The sequence below is a fragment of the Lysinibacillus sp. LZ02 genome (assembly GCF_050613145.1).
In the GTDB taxonomy this organism is placed as follows: Bacteria; Bacillota; Bacilli; order Bacillales_A; family Planococcaceae; genus Lysinibacillus_B.
In genome coordinates, this window is record NZ_CP192507.1 from 690,654 (window position 1) to 706,448 (window position 15,795).

A 15,795-nucleotide genomic window follows, 5' to 3' on the forward strand; every position below is an offset into this window, starting at 1 on the left:
AAAATAGATGGAGTGAGTTTATGAAAAAGATCCGGAAAGCAATTATTCCAGCAGCTGGGCTGGGTACAAGGTTTTTGCCTGCTACTAAAGCTATGCCTAAGGAAATGTTGCCTATAGTAGATAAACCAACGATTCAATATATTGTTGAAGAAGCAATTTCATCCGGAATCGAAGATATTATAATTGTTACAGGAAAAGGGAAACGCGCAATTGAGGACCATTTTGATAACGCTCTAGAGCTTGAATTGAACCTACAAGAAAAAGGTAAGTTAGAAATGCTAGAAATCGTTCAAGCATCTGCAAACGTAGATATTCATTATATTCGTCAAAAAGAGCCACTTGGATTAGGACATGCCGTTTGGTGTGCACGTAAGTTTATCGGTAATGAACCCTTTGCTGTTTTACTAGGTGATGATATTGTAAAAAGTGAAGAACCCTGTTTAAAACAGTTAATGAGACAATACGAAAAGACATTTTCAAGTGTAATCGGTGTGCAAGAAGTACCGAATGAGAATGTGCATCGTTACGGTGTGATTAATCCAGTGAATACGGATAGCCGTCTAATGCAAGTTACGCAGTTTGTTGAAAAACCAGCATTAGAGGATGCACCTTCGAATTATGCCATTATTGGTCGCTATATTTTAACGCCTGAAATTTTTCGTTTCTTAGATGAAAAAAAGAAAGGAAAAGGTGGAGAAATTCAATTAACAGATGCAATTGAAGCTTTAAATGAGATTCAACGAGTATTTGCTTATGAATTCGAGGGACGCCGTTACGATGTAGGGGAGCAATTAGGATTTATTGAAACAACGATTGACTTTGCTTTATATAGAGAAGACTTGTCAGAACAAGTGAAACAATTAATTATAAAAAAAGCACAGCAGCTACAGAATAGTTAAAATTACACCAACTCAATCAGGGTTGGTTTTTCTTCTATATATATGTAATAATTATGGAAATTAAACATGAACTGAGGTTATTTCGTTGTGCACTAAAATATTACAAACAACTCATTTAAATTGCCCATTAACAACACAACAAATTAATGATTATGGTGAAGTGATTCAACAATTACATAATAGATTAGAAACAACAAATGACTTAACAGGGTGGCTGCATTACCCAGAACAGAATCATGATGAGTTAATTTTTCAAATCGAACAAATAGCAACAGAGATTCGACAAGAAGCGGATGTGCTCATTGTTGTTGGTGTTGGTGGTTCATTCCTTGGAGCTCGTGCGATTTTAGACGCCCTCACTCCGTATTTCGGAAGACAAATGCAAGGCATTGAGGTTATTTATGTTGGTCAAAATATGAGTGGTGCTTATATTAATCAACTACTTAAATACATTGTAGATAAGCGTGTATATGTGAATGTTATTTCCAAATCAGGTGGGACGATGGAGCCTGCCCTTGCTTTTCGTGTGATGCGTCAATACATGGAGGCAAAGTATGGGGAAGATGCACAACTTCGAATTATTGTGACGACAGATGCTGAACAAGGAATCTTAAAAGCTTTAGCGGATAAATCAGGTTACCGTCAGTTTATCATTCCTGATAATATCGGTGGGCGTTTTTCTGTGTTGACACCAGTAGGTTTACTTCCAGTGGCAGTAGCGGATATTGATATTCGTGCATTACTAGCTGGAGCAAAGCAAGCCGCAGCAGAATTAGCCAATCCTAATTTAGAAGAAAACGATGCCTATAAATATGCGGTTATGCGTCATATTTTATATAAACAAGGTTATAGTATAGAGCTTCTTGCTTCTTTTGAACCTTCGTTAAATAAATTCCACGAATGGTGGAAGCAGCTTTTTGGAGAGAGTGAAGGGAAAGAGAAAAAAGGGCTTTATCCTTCAACGGTGAATTTTTCTACAGATCTTCATGCCATCGGTCAATTTGTTCAAGATGGCAGTCCGATTTTATTTGAGACACTATTGCACTTTAAATCCATTGAACCTGATTTTACGGTGAGTTTTGAAAATCGTGATGAAGATTGCCTAAATTACTTAGCAGGTCGTACGTTCAATGAAATTAATGCAATTTCCAAGCAAGGAACCGCTTTAGCTCATGCAGAAGGTGGTGTGCCGGTTATTCAGCTGGAACTGCCGAAATTAGATGCCTTCCATTTAGGTTATTTAATTTATTTCTTTATGAAAGCCTGTGCGATGAGTGCGTATTTATTAGATGTTAATCCATTTGACCAACCAGGAGTAGAGGCATATAAAAGGAAAATGTTGGAGTTGTTAAGGGGGGGAAGGTGAATACATTAGGGTTTTAGTAACTCTCGTACAGTCTTTGCATTGCTACTACACTATATTTTACATACAAAACAAGTAAACGGATACTGCCAAGCAGTTTTGTGTAACGACAGTAAATACATTAACTGGCTTTAAGTATATTGCTGAGAAAATTGCAGAATTCGAAATGAGTGGGGTCTATTCCTATGTATTTGGCCACGAGAAGAGTTATGGCTATTTAATTGAAACATTTATGCGTGATAAAGATGCGGTGCAAGTGGCACTAAAAGTAGCTGAAATGCCTGCCTACTATACAACACAAGAACAAACATTATTACATGCACTTGATGAGTTGTCTGAGCAATATGGCCATTATCAAGAAGTGTTAGTTTCAAAAATATTCGAAGGAAAGATAGTCAAGAGCAAATGCAGGCTATTTTAAATAGCTATCGTGAACAATTACCAACTGAAATAGCGGGTGTTACCGTAGTGCGTGTAGAAGATTATTTAACAGGCGTTGCGACACGGAGTGATGGACATACGGAGACTATTTTATTACCAAAGGAAAATGTGCTGAAATTCATTTTAGAGGATCATTCATGGGTTACCATCCGTCCTTCTGGTACAGAACCGAAATGTAAGTTTTACTTCGGTGTTGTGAAACCATCAAAAGCACAAGCAGATAAGGCAATTAATCGATTGAAAGGGTATTTTGCTTAGTGTTTGTTTAAATAATGAGATAGGAGTAACAGTTCATAATTGGATGGTTGCTCCTGATTTTTATATTGTAAAAAAATAAATAGCAGGTGAATCACTTTGACTCAAGTAACTGTAAGTAAAATTATAATAGATACTTTATGTAATATTTGGACAAAAGAATTAATGATGGATTACAAGAGTGGATTTGTTTATGATCTAGCTTCATTAAAAACTACACTATATTATCACATACGTAATCATTTAGGCGATATATTTTTAAAACAACATAATCTAGTCATTTATATTGATTTTAAATTGGCCAGTAATCAGTACTTTGATTTAGCTATTGTACAGACTCATCAAACAGAAACACAAGAGCTTTTGGTAGCGATGAAATTAAAATGGATTAGACATAAGGACGATAAAATTACATTAAGTGATATACATATGTTGCCGTTATTTTTAGAATTAGAACAATATAAAAATGTGCAATTTGTTACTGCTTTAGTGAAAGAACCGAGTATGATTTCAGATGATGCGATCAGTTTATTACCTCAAACAATGAAACAAAAATACAGCAATTTTAGTGAATTGATTGCCTATCATAAAAACAACTTAATGAAATGGGAGGTAAAGAAATAGAGACGAGGGTTAGTTTTTAATGAATAAGGCGTAAGCATAAGGTCTGTTCAATTTGCAATCCCCATGAAATCGTACAACAATTATTTGTAAGCAATACATTAAAAAATTGTTAAATAGTTACTATTCTTCTTTAATGTATAAAATTCTATGATACGATAAACTTGTAGTTCTACTATACACTCGAAGGAGGAATTCAAACTATGAAAGCAGCAAGATGGCATAAAGCAAAGGACATTCGTGTGGAAACAATTGAGGAACCAGTGATTGCACCAGGTAAGGTAAAAATTAAAGTACACTGGACGGGGATATGTGGTAGTGATTTGCATGAGTATGCGGTAGGACCAATCTTTATTCCTGTAGAAGAACCACATTATCTTAGTAAAGATATCGCGCCAATTGTCATGGGGCATGAATTCTCAGGTGAAGTAGTAGAAATCGGTGAGGGTGTTACAAAGGTGCGTGTTGGAGACCCTGTTGTTGTAGAGCCCATTCTGGCGTGTGGTGAATGTGCTGCATGTAAAAAAGGAAAATACAACATTTGTAAGCATTTAGGATTCCACGGTTTATCTGGTGGAGGCGGGGGCTTCTCTGAATACACGATGGTTGATGAAAAAATGGTTCATAAAATGCCAGAAGGATTATCGTACGAGCAAGGCGCGCTTGTAGAGCCTGCTGCTGTTGCTTTACATTCTGTTCGTTTAAGTAAGCTGAAGGCAGGAGATAAAGCGGCTGTTTTCGGTGTAGGTCCGATTGGCTTATTAGTCATTGAGGCGCTTCGTGCAGCAGGTGCATCGGAAATTTATGCAGTGGAGCTGTCACAGGAACGAGCGGCAAAGGCATTAGAGCTGGGTGCAACAGCGGTGATTAATCCACAAGAAGAGGATGCTGTCGCACGCTTACAGGAGCTAACAGATGGCGGTGTGGATGTAGCCTTTGAAGTGACAGGTGTTCCCGTTGTATTAAAGCAAGCGATTGATTCTACCACGTTTGAAGGAGAAACAATCATTGTTTCGATTTGGGAAACAGAAGCTTCTATCCAACCGAATAATATTGTACTGTCAGAGCGAACAGTCAAAGGAATTATTGCATACCGAGATATTTTCCCAGCGGTAATGGAGCTAATGACAAAGGGTTACTTCCCAGCTGAAAAGCTTGTGACAAAACGTATTAAGCTTGACGAAGTCGTCACAGAAGGCTTTGAGACGCTAATGAAAGAAAAAAATCACATTAAGATTCTTGTTAACTCTCAGGAATAAACATCATTTCGAAATGATGTAATGGATTAGTATGATCGAAAATAGCACATCCCCTTGAAGGTAGAGCTGAGGCATAAAGTAAGAACGATTATTCAATGCCTTACGCACCCAACAATACAAAGTGTCGTATATATAATAGGAAGAGCCTGTTAGAGTACTTCTCTAACAGGTTTTTTTATAACTGGCATGGGGGATGTCAACTCGATATTTGTTTTTACTTATCGAAATACGATATAAGTTGAATTTATCCCGCATTAACGGGCATTAAGACTCCTACCTCAAGGCTTAAGGAAAATCGAGAAGCATAGGTGGGAGATCAACTGCCCGTAAAAGTCCGATTGGTTAAGGGCAACAGGACGTTGGTCACGCAGGCGTTGCCACACGACGTGGCGTTCTTAGCTTGCGTTCCTCTCTCAATCAGTGGGGGATGAGGAAAACCCCCACTGATTGAAGTTTCATTTTATGATTTACATAATACGGTGATTTTTACGTTTGCGGCTAATGCAAATGCTTTTGTGAAAATTTAATTCAATATATAGACAAAAAGAGTCGTATTTTTGATTGTTTTATTTTGTAATATTAGAAATAAAGCATTAACAATGTGGAAATATAATAAAACGACATAGAAAAATCTATTTATATGAAGGAGGAATACCGTGTGAATGTAACGCATTTAATTACAGGGGCACTAGTGGGGAGCTTAATGTTTCCCTCATTTTTCGATAGTGGTAAACACTCAGTCGCACCGATCGTATGCAAAGGCCCAGAGAAAATTAGTCAAAGTAATGAAGAACTACCTTATCAGGCGACATGGATATGGCATGCTGAAAGTTTAGAGAAAAATACAGATCAATACCTTCAATTTATAGAAGAAAAACAAATCGCTAAAGTTTATGTGCAAGTGAATGCGGAAGTAAAGAATGAAGTGTATGCTGCCTTTATTCAAAAGGCAAATCACATCGGTGTGCAAGTATATGCACTAGATGGGAATCCTGATTGGGGTACGAATACCCAATCAGTGGAAAGATTCAAAGAGTGGGTAACGACTTTTCAAAGAGAGTATGGGTTATTGGAAGGGGTTCATCTAGATATAGAGCCTTACACACTTGATATGTGGCAAACTAATCAACGACGCGTAATTGTCGATTTCTTTCACGTTTTAAATGGACTAAAAGCTTTTGCGGCTACGGAAAAGTTGGAATATGAAGTGACGATACCGTTTTGGTTTGATGAGGTCTCTTACAAAAATCGATTTGGGAAAGGGGTTGTAAGTGAGTACATAATTGACTTAGCAGATCGTGTTTCTGTTATGGCTTATCGCAATGAGGCGTGTGGCAAGGAAGGTATTATCGCTTTATCTGCTACAGAGATTAAGTATGCACAAAGTAAAGGGAAGTCGGTTATGATTGCCGTTGAAACATTCAACACAAGTGAAGGGGATTTTTTAACTTTCTACGGTAAAGATGAAGCATATATGAACAAGGAACTAACGAAAGTGTATAAGCGCTTTGAAAATCGAGAAGGATTTGATGGTTTTGCCATTCACTACCTAGATACTTGGATGCTACGGAGTGATTAAGGTGTTGTATGAAGAAATCTGAGAACAATTTGGGTGATAGCGAAATACCAGAACAAGTAATGTAAGATGTTAAGCATATGAAATCCCTTCAATCTCTTCAGGTTAAGAGATTGAAGGGGGATGGCTTTATCGAGCCGACTGCTATGAATGGTTTATTCTGATTTCTCTAATGTTTCTACGTTCTCTATTTCCTCTAATACTTCTGGTTCCTCTATTTCAGTGGGGACTAATGTCACAATGACCTTCCGTTTTAGCTCGTCTTCTAAAATGGTTTCCAGTGTTTTGATAAATGCTTTATCTAATGGCTCTTCACTTGTAATGTCTAATAGCACATTATATGTACCTGTACCTTGTTGATACGCAAAGCTAAAGTCTTGTAAAGTACCATCAAATAATTGCAGTTTTTCGTTTACGACTTGTGCAATGATTTCCTCAGGTGTACTCGTTTTTAATTCGACTACTTCCACGATTTCCGGCTTTGTTTCAGGTAACAGCGCTTTATAGCCATCTGTTGCGCCTTCATTATTTACTCGCTGAATCATCGCAATATTCGCTACGATTTGTACAGGGGCAGTGAGTTTATATTCCAAGCTGTTTTCGAGCTTTCGGATATCTTCTGGTAAAATAATCTGCGCTGAATGCAAATCGACATTGATGCGAAATGTTGTGTCATTTCTCGTAAACTTCAAGGTATTAATCGTAGCATCTGGTGCCATGACCGCAAGCCCTTCTTCCAATGTATTGCGAATAATCTTTTCGCGTTGGTCGGATTCGATCGACGTTTTTAATAGGAAGATGAGCGGAATGGACACGATGACTAATAACAAAATAGGGTAAATAATTTTGCGACCGACTAAACGTGATAAATACGGCTGCTTTTCTTTTGGTGTATCCAAATTTAAATAATGAGAGATTAATGATGTATTAAACCCTGCAAATTGAAAAATAATCATCGCAATGACGTTGATCGCTACCATATTCGCAATAAATAATAATAAGGCGCCGCCTGCCAAATGGTATTCTTGCTTTGCTAACGTAATACCTACTACACATAAAGGCGGCATTAAGGCGGTTGCAATGGCAACCCCCGGTAAAGTGGCACCTGCGCGATAACAAATAGCATATGCGCCAGCTGCACCAGAAGTAAGGGCGATAATTAAATCAATGAGTGTAGGTGCTGTTCTCGCTAATACTTCAGAAGTTAAATCTGAGACGGGTAAAAGTAGTGTTAAAAAGGTCGATAAAGCAACGGCTATGACCGCACCGATAAATTCGGCTTTAATCGTTACCTTTAATAAAGGATTATTCCCCGTAATCAACGCCAGTCCACTCCCTAAAATGGGGTTCATTAAAGGGGCTATCAACATGGCGCCGATAATGACTGCTGTACTATTTGATAGTAAGCCGTATGTCGCTACGGTACAAGAGAGCACAACCATAATGTAATAGTAAGTATCTGGCTGCGAGTCTTTTGAAATTTTTTCTGTTATGGTTTCACGTGTAAAATAATCAAGCTGGTATTTTTTCTTTTTCGGCTCAAGAATCGTCTCTCGCTCCATAGAAGTTGTCATGGAAATCATGCTCCTTTCATCTTTTATAGTGTACTATAGTTCTCTAGTATATTTATTGTTTTTTGAATATAAGGGTATAAATGGTTTTATGGAGGGGGATAGGGTATTGGTCACACAGATGTTACCATACAACAGGGTGTTTTTAGCCAGAGAAAAAAGTAGGAGTGCCAAATAGTCGGGCAGCTCCTACTTTTTGTTCTACTTTTTCATTGTTTTTTGCTTTGCTAATTGGACATGCCATGACAATGCTTCTTCTAAGATGTGTGGTGTATGGGCATTATTTGTTTGCTCGATGGCGCGGTGGAAATAATCGAGTAATTGCTCTTTATAATCGGGGTGTACGCAATTTTCGATAATTAAGACAGCACGCTCTTTTGGCGCGAGGCCACGTAAATCAGCAATGCCTTGCTCGGTCGCAATGACATCTACATCATGTTCGGTATGGTCGTGATGGGCTACCATCGGCACAATTGAAGAAATATCCCCACCTTTTGCATATGATTTTGTGACGAAAATGCCTAATCGGGCATTACGTGCAAAATCACCTGATCCACCAAGCCCGTTCATCATCTTTGTCCCAGATACATGTGTCGAGTTGACATTGCCATAAATATCAACTTCGAGTGCGGTATTAATCGAAATCAAGCCTAAACGACGAATAATCTCTGGATGGTTCGAAATCTCCTGTGGACGTAAGACTAAACGATCCTTATACCTTTCAAGATTCTCGTAAACTTGCTTGCCACAAGCTTCACTTAACGTAATGGATGTACATGAGGCAACTTTCACCTTTCCAGCATCAATCAGCTCGAACACCGCATCCTGTAATACTTCTGAATAGATTTCTAAATCGTTGAATTCTGAATTTAAAAAGCCATTGAGCACGGCATTGGCAACAGAGCCGACCCCTGATTGTAGAGGGGCTAATTGTTCCGTTAGGCGACCTACCTTAATTTCGTCTCGCAAGAAATTAAGTAAATGCTCTGCAATTTGTGCTGTTTCTTCATCCGGCTGCACGATTAATGACGGGGCATCTGTGATGTCAGAAATGACAATCCCTTTAATTTTTGCTACATCAACAGGAATGCCCTTTGTGCCAATACGCTGACCGGCATTCGTTAATGGAATCGGTTCGCGCTTTCCTTGTACATCTGGAATGTAAATATCGTGCAAGCCTTCTAATGCAGTCGGCTGTGCCGTATTTAATTCGACAATGATTTCTTTCGCGTATTGCGCGAAAATCGCAGAGTTTCCGATAGAAGTGGTCGGGATAATTTGACCATCTTCTGTAATCGCTGTTGCTTCAATAATTAAAAAATCAATAGGTCCGATAATGCCTGTCCGAACGAGCTCGGCATTATGGGATAAATGCATATCTGTGTACAAAATATCGCCTTGATTGATTAATTGGCGAATGGCTGGGTCGCCTTGATACGGCGCACGCTTCCGGATAATCCCTGCTTGTGCCATATACTGATCTACTTCTGGTCCGAGTGATGCCCCTGTATATACATCCACTTTAAAATGTTCTGTTTTTGCTTTTTCTACTAAAGCTAGCGGTACAATTTTAGCATCACCTGCACGTGTAAAGCCGCTCATGCCAAGTACCATTCCATCTTCAATCCACGTAGCCGCTTCCTCCGCAGAAACAACTTTCCCCTGTAACGATTGCAAACGAATTCTTTCTTCCATTAGTCCCTTTACCCCTTCCGTCATGAATAATACAAACGCTCTTTATAGAACCTATGATTATTTCAGTGAAGAAAGAAGTATAAATCTAAATGATTATTTTTATGAACATCATAGTTTAAAACTATCGGTTTACTATAAGCTATGCTAGTGGCGATACTGTTTTGTTATGTCCGTATACAGTGGCATTTCGCTAGGTGACACAATCAAAGCCATCAACACGATCGGTTTTAATTAGTAGAGCTAAAAATATTTTCTCTTACTTTCAATGAAAGCAAGTAATCAACTTCCTAACCTATATAATATGCAAATAAACTAGAATATTATTACATAAAATGAACCTTTACTTTATATTGAATATATAGGTACTAGTTGATTGAGGGGGGATAGAATGCTTGATACATACCGTTCTACTGATTGGACGATCCATCGTAAATATTTGCCGCGTTTTGAACGAGTCGTACTGATTCAAGTGATGGAAGGGGTGTTAAATGAAGAACAGGCAAAGAAGTATTTTGACTATGCGGTATTTGAGGAAGAACATAACCAGTGGCTGTTGCAACCGATTGCGTATGAGTATGTTGACGATGAATATGTCATCGTATATGAAGATTTTATTGGTCAACCGTTACAGCAACTGGTAAAGCAACAAATGCCATTGCACCAGTTTTTGCATATCGCCATAGAATTAGTCAATGCATGTATTAGCTTACACCAAAAAGGGCTGTTATACGGACAGTTAAATCCAAAATATATTTTTGTTCATGCCACGTCTTTACAAGTAAGGTTGGTCAAGTCACCGATGACAACGAAGTGGGGGCCGAGTGCAGGGCGTGACATGACACCTGCCTTTGAATTAGACGAACTACCCTATTGGGCCCCTGAGCAGACAGGGCGCTTATCGATAGAAATAGATGAACGGACTGATCTCTATACACTAGGCACCATTTTTTATGAAATGATTACGTTAAACAAGCCGTTTCAAGCTGACAATACGGTGGATTGTATTTTTGATATTTTAACGAGGGTACCTAATTTTAGTCCATTTGAAAAGGGTAATGATTTAACCATTATCAAAATGATGGTACAGAAATTACTAGAAAAAAATCCAGAGGACCGCTATCAAAGTGCAGTTAGTTTAAAGGAAGATTTACTACGTATTCAACAGCAAATAGCAGATGGTAAAAGTGACATCGTGTTTCCGCTTGGACAGCGTGATCAACAGATCCGTCCGAAACCTTCGAATAAATTATGTGGTCGGGAAGACGAAATAAATGTTTTGATACATATGTTGGATGAAGTAAAGCAAGGAGCACAACATATCGTTTTCATTAAAGGTCCGTCGGGGTGTGGAAAATCTTCGCTCGCTCATCGTCTTCGCAGTGAAGTAGCACACGTAAAAGGGTATTTTGTTGACTGTAAATTTGATCAACTTCAAAAGCAACATGCCTTTACGTCGATTCTTCAACCACTTCGTCATTTATTAAAGCAAGTTTATGTAGAAGGGGAAGCATCCATTAAACAGTTCCAACAAGGCATGCAAGAAGTCAATTTAATGATGGCAGAAAGTTTACTCCGTGTTATTCCAGAATTGCGTTGGTTTTTATCGGATGAGACGGAACTGCTATTTGAAGATCTCCAGTATACGTTACAAATGAATGCTTATATTTTCGCATCCATTCAAAAAATACTGGCTATCTTTTCGCGTCAGCGTTGTCCGATTGTTTGGTTTGTCGATGACTTACAGTGGGCTGATCAAAGTGCACTTAATATGTTGAAGGATATTTATGACCAACATAGTGGTGGTTATTTTTTATTAATAATGGCCGTTCGAGATGATGCATCTACGATGGATCAGCAGCTGTTGGCATGGCAAACTGAGCTCGCGTCTTTTTGTACAATATATTTACATTTATTAACAGAAGGAGATGTGCGTGTTTGGTTGGCAGATTCTTTAAAGATGCAGTCAGAGACAACGGTAGATGTAGCAAAACGACTTTATCGAATGACGCAAGGCAACCCATTATTTATGCATGAGGTATTTCGCTTATTTTTAAATAATCGGACGCTTTATTTTGATCTCACGGATGAAACATGGCAGTTCAATCAACAACAATTACAGCAAACGATCGTCAATCAAGAATTGTTAGGCTTTATTAGTGGACGAATCGATATGCTATCCGCGCAGGCACAAGCGATTTTACGATTAGCTTCCTGTTTTGGGCGTGAATTTGAATTGCATCTTTTGCTAAAGCTTGCGAATATACCATTCTCTGAGTTAATCGAGCGGTTAGAGGAATTAGTGGAACAAGGGTTTATTTTGGCACTCGATAGTCGTTTAAAATGGGCACGTTCTAGTGATAGGGAGGATGGGACACAGCTCTTTACAATGAAGCTCCAATTTGTGCATGATCGCATTCAACAAACCGCTTATGAGTCACTAGAAGAGAGGAATCGAATTGATACACATTATACAATTGGGCAATTGTTGATTCAAATGTGTGACAATATGGAAGAAAGTCCTTATTTACAAGAAATCGTTCGACAGTTTAATTATTGCATCAATCGATTAACGGCCGAGGAACAACAACAGTTGGCTATATGGAATGCAATGTTAGGTGGACAGGCGAAAAAAGCAGGGCTTTATCAAAATGCATTGCAATTCTTTTCGTCTAGCTTAGCGTTATTACCGGTAGATCATTGGGCGATTATGCGAGAAATGTCACTGCAAATGTATATGGATTTAGGGGAATGCGAGTATTTAGTAGGGGATTATGCCGATTCTAAAAAGCATATTGAAGAGGCTCTTCATCATGCCGAGACAACGCTTGAAAAATTGCTGATATACCGTTTAATGTCGCTTATTTATATTGAATCAGAAAGCTCAGAAATTGTGATTAATGCAGGATTTTCAGCGTTCCAATTATGTCATATGCATATTGATCGTGAGCCTACAAAGGCGCAAGTATTAAAGGAGTTTTTGCTGTTAAAGTGGGAGCTAAAAAATAAAACAGACGAATACTTAATGCATTTACCGCCTATTGAAAATAAGGAAATTGATGTGTTAATCCAAATTATGATTAGCATTGTCTCAAATACGTTTCGCATGAGCCCTAATTTAACAGGTATTTTATTGTTAAGGGTGTTTCGTTTACAGCTAAAATACGGGGCTACAACGGAAAGTGGCATTGTATATATTAATTATGCGCTCATGTTAATTTCCGGATTTAATAATGTGAAGCAAGCTTTGCGTTTCGGAAAGCTTGCCTTATCAATGGCTGATAGTCAAAATAGTTTATTTATTAAGGCGCGTATTTATTTTACGTATGGCATTTTTTTAAATCACTGGGAAAAGGATTATGATACGAGCGTTCAATATATGCGTGTCATGCAGCAATACGGCGAGCAGGTAGGGTTATTTTATCAAGTAACGGCTATGTCTTGTTTTTTATGTGCAACACAGTTAATGAACGGGACGCCATTACAACAATTAGATGAAGAAGTACAATTTCAGCAAGCGCAGTATGTAAATTATCCGAATATGTTATCTGATGACTATTTAACCGAGTTTCAGCATTGGGTTTCAGCCCTTCGCCATGCGAATATCACACCGAAGTGGGATTATGAAATTTCCCTTCAACATGAAGAAGCTGTCGTAGTTATGCATTATATCCTACGTTTGCAAATGGCGTATTTATTTCAGGATGAGCAACAAGCATGTCGTATTTTAGAGGAAACACGTCAACCGATTAAAGAAGTGTATTCATTGCCGAATACGCCGATTTATTTTTTGTATCGTGCCCTTTGGCAGTTTGATTTAATTGAGCAACCTTTTAAGCATCGAGAGAAGCGTCGTCAATATGTAAAAGAGATTAAGGAAAGCATTCGAAAGTTTAAAAAGTGGGCAAAAGAGGCGCCGCATAATTTCGAACATTTGTATATGTTACTGTTAGCAGAAAATTGTCGGAGGAAAAGGCTTGATGGAGAAGCGATTCTCTATTATGACCGTGCTATTCAGCTAGCAAAAGTCCATCAATTTCCGCAAGATGAAGCGATTATTTATGAACGCGCCGCAAAGTATTATGAGGCACAACAAGATCAAGTAAAAACAAGTGATTATAGTATGCGTGGTATTCGGGAAATGCGAAAGTGGGGTGCGGTAACGATTGCTGCATTGTGGGAGGAGCGTTTCTCACAGTATATTCAAGTACAGCAGCAAAAAAAGGAATATGCGTTATCATTTGATATGATGACCGTGCTAGAGGCAACCCAATCCCTTGCGAAAGAAATTCGTATGGAAGATTTACTACACAAATTATTATTTTCCTTGTTAAAACAATCCAATGCAACGAGTGGTTATTTTATCCGCCATCAGCAAGGAAAGCTGAATGTGCTAGCGAAGGCACAGGCGGAAGCGATGCAGTTTACGTATTATAGTGAACCTACATCGCCTGCTACACATATCCAACTGATAGCAGACTACACGTTACAGAGTGAGGAAGCCGTTGTCATTTCAGATGTCAACAAAAGTACACTGTTTACACATTTGAAAATAGCAGCAAAGTCCATCCTTTGCTTACCCGTTTATCATAAGGGAGAAGTGACGGCTGTGCTGTATTTGGAAAACACCCTTTTGCAAAATGCTTTTAGTACAACGCCAATCGAGCTGATTGCCATGATTGCAACGCAGATTGTTGTTTCACTTGAGAATGCAGAAATCTACATGGAGTTAGAAAATCGTGTAGAAGCTCGTACAAAAGAGCTTGGTGAGATGAATCTGCACTTAAAAAAAATAAATGATCAGTTAGCCATGCATGAGCTTGAACGGAAAAAACTACTGCACAGTATTTCCCATGAATTACGTTCACCTATTACTTCAACACTTGGTTATATTGAAGCGATTTTAGATGGCGTTGTAGTGGAACCAGCACAACAACAGTTTTATTTAATGCGCAGTAAGGAACGGTTATTGTCCTTGAATGGATTGATTCAAGATTTATTTGATTTAGCGAAGCTAGAAGCAGGACGCTTAGAATATGCGTTAACAAAGGTGAGTGTGCAGGGTTTTTATGATCGACTTGCCTATTACTATATAGAAGATATCCGAAGGGCTGGATTAAATTATCAAACAAATTGTTGTTTTGAGAAGGAAGCCTCTATTTTAATCGATACGGCAAGAATCCAACAAGTGGTTACAAATATAATAATGAATGCGATTAAATATACAAATCAAGGGAATATAATATTTATGATGTGGACCGAGAACGGTGAGCTATATTGTTCGATAGAGGATAGTGGGATGGGCATTCCAGAAAAGGACATCCAATTTATTTTTGATAGTTATTACAGTGCATCAAATAGTCAAAATGTCGATTCGAATGGGATTGGCTTGGCCATTTGTAAAAGAATTATAGAGCAGCATGGAGGAAGAATCTTCGTGGAAAGTGTCGAACAACAAGGCTCCCGCTTTTGTTTTACGCTCCCGTTAATGGCGGAAAACGCATAACATGTCAGGCGCGGTTAGTCTATCCCGTGCCTGACACTCACGTTATCTTCTTCTTCTTGGCTTATGGCAATGATTTGGTGGCATCCCACACATTGTATTTGTCTCAAAGCATTCGTGTACAACGGATTCTGTATGCGGGAAGAAGTGTTGGTTATTTACCATATGTCTGTTGACGGTTGTTGTATGGGAAGGGTGAACATGCGGTACAACAGTATTGAATATATTTGTGCGAATGAATTCTTGTGTTGGTGAAACGACTGGTTGTTCATACTGAGTCGGGAATGTCTGTGGCGGGAAGCGAACAGGCGATTGATTACCACCTGGTTGATTAAACATTGGCTGATTAAATCCAGGTTGGTTGAACCCAGGCTGATTAAATGGTTGTTGATTAAACCCAGGCTGATTAAAAGCGCCAGCAGCTTCATTTGGATTGAACCAATTTCTAAAGTACATATATAGTCCTCCTTTTTCAAATGATGTAATTCATTAATAACATATGATAATAGAGGCTTGTAGGAATAGTTGTATACCTATTAGGTAGTAAATAAAAAGACATTAGCATGAGGAGAGCAAAAGAATCCCTTTATATAAAGCAAAAACTTCCCAGATCAA

11 protein-coding genes are annotated in these 15,795 nt (G+C 38.4%); 8 read left to right on the top strand and 3 right to left on the bottom strand.

Going from position 1 to position 15,795, the window contains the following annotated elements; translation table 11 throughout:
* Positions 1 to 20: 20 nt before the first annotated feature.
* The 7 genes from galU to ACQQ2I_RS03200 all read left to right on the top strand — a co-directional run bounded on the left by galU (position 21) and on the right by ACQQ2I_RS03200 (position 6,417).
* Entirely contained in the window at positions 21 to 899 is an 879-nt protein-coding gene (gene galU, locus ACQQ2I_RS03170; protein ID WP_431029117.1) for a UTP--glucose-1-phosphate uridylyltransferase GalU, read from the top strand.
* An 85-nt stretch (positions 900 to 984) separates the two neighbouring features.
* A complete protein-coding gene (locus tag ACQQ2I_RS03175; RefSeq protein WP_431029118.1) occupies positions 985 to 2,265 on the top strand; it encodes a glucose-6-phosphate isomerase in 1,281 nt (426 codons plus the stop codon).
* A gap of 136 nt (positions 2,266 to 2,401) precedes the next feature.
* Positions 2,402 to 2,683, top strand: a complete 282-nt coding sequence (locus ACQQ2I_RS03180; protein WP_431030437.1) for a hypothetical protein — start codon at positions 2,402 to 2,404, stop codon at positions 2,681 to 2,683.
* On the top strand, positions 2,668 to 2,961 hold the full coding sequence (locus ACQQ2I_RS03185; protein WP_431029119.1) for a hypothetical protein: 294 nt from the start codon (positions 2,668 to 2,670) through the stop codon (positions 2,959 to 2,961). Before ACQQ2I_RS03180 ends, ACQQ2I_RS03185 begins: the two co-directional genes overlap by 16 nt.
* A gap of 96 nt (positions 2,962 to 3,057) precedes the next feature.
* Positions 3,058 to 3,582 carry a hypothetical protein gene (locus ACQQ2I_RS03190; RefSeq protein WP_431029120.1) on the top strand — a complete coding sequence of 175 codons (525 nt, stop codon included), beginning with the start codon at positions 3,058 to 3,060 and terminating at the stop codon, positions 3,580 to 3,582.
* 200 nt (positions 3,583 to 3,782) lie between these two features.
* Entirely contained in the window at positions 3,783 to 4,838 is a 1,056-nt protein-coding gene (locus tag ACQQ2I_RS03195) for a 2,3-butanediol dehydrogenase (RefSeq protein WP_431029122.1), read from the top strand.
* A 658-nt stretch (positions 4,839 to 5,496) separates the two neighbouring features.
* On the top strand, positions 5,497 to 6,417 hold the full coding sequence (locus tag ACQQ2I_RS03200) for a hypothetical protein (protein ID WP_431029123.1): 921 nt from the start codon (positions 5,497 to 5,499) through the stop codon (positions 6,415 to 6,417).
* A 152-nt stretch (positions 6,418 to 6,569) separates the two neighbouring features.
* Here ACQQ2I_RS03200 and ACQQ2I_RS03205 read toward each other — a convergent pair whose 3' ends face one another.
* A complete protein-coding gene (locus ACQQ2I_RS03205) occupies positions 6,570 to 7,988 on the bottom strand; it encodes a TIGR00341 family protein (RefSeq protein ID WP_431029125.1) in 1,419 nt (472 codons plus the stop codon).
* Positions 7,989 to 8,186: 198 nt separating this feature from the next.
* Positions 8,187 to 9,680, bottom strand: coding sequence for an acetyl-CoA hydrolase/transferase family protein (locus ACQQ2I_RS03210; protein WP_431029126.1), 1,494 nt, complete (start codon positions 9,678 to 9,680; stop codon positions 8,187 to 8,189).
* A gap of 388 nt (positions 9,681 to 10,068) precedes the next feature.
* Between ACQQ2I_RS03210 and ACQQ2I_RS03215 the strand changes: the two genes are divergently transcribed.
* Complete coding sequence (locus ACQQ2I_RS03215) at positions 10,069 to 15,183, top strand: ATP-binding protein (RefSeq protein ID WP_431029127.1); 5,115 nt, start codon at positions 10,069 to 10,071, stop codon at positions 15,181 to 15,183.
* 42 nt (positions 15,184 to 15,225) lie between these two features.
* Here ACQQ2I_RS03215 and ACQQ2I_RS03220 read toward each other — a convergent pair whose 3' ends face one another.
* The gene (locus ACQQ2I_RS03220; protein WP_431029128.1) at positions 15,226 to 15,636 is read right to left on the bottom strand and encodes a CotD family spore coat protein; all 411 of its coding nucleotides are present in this window, start codon (positions 15,634 to 15,636) and stop codon (positions 15,226 to 15,228) included.
* Positions 15,637 to 15,795: the final 159 nt, after the last annotated feature.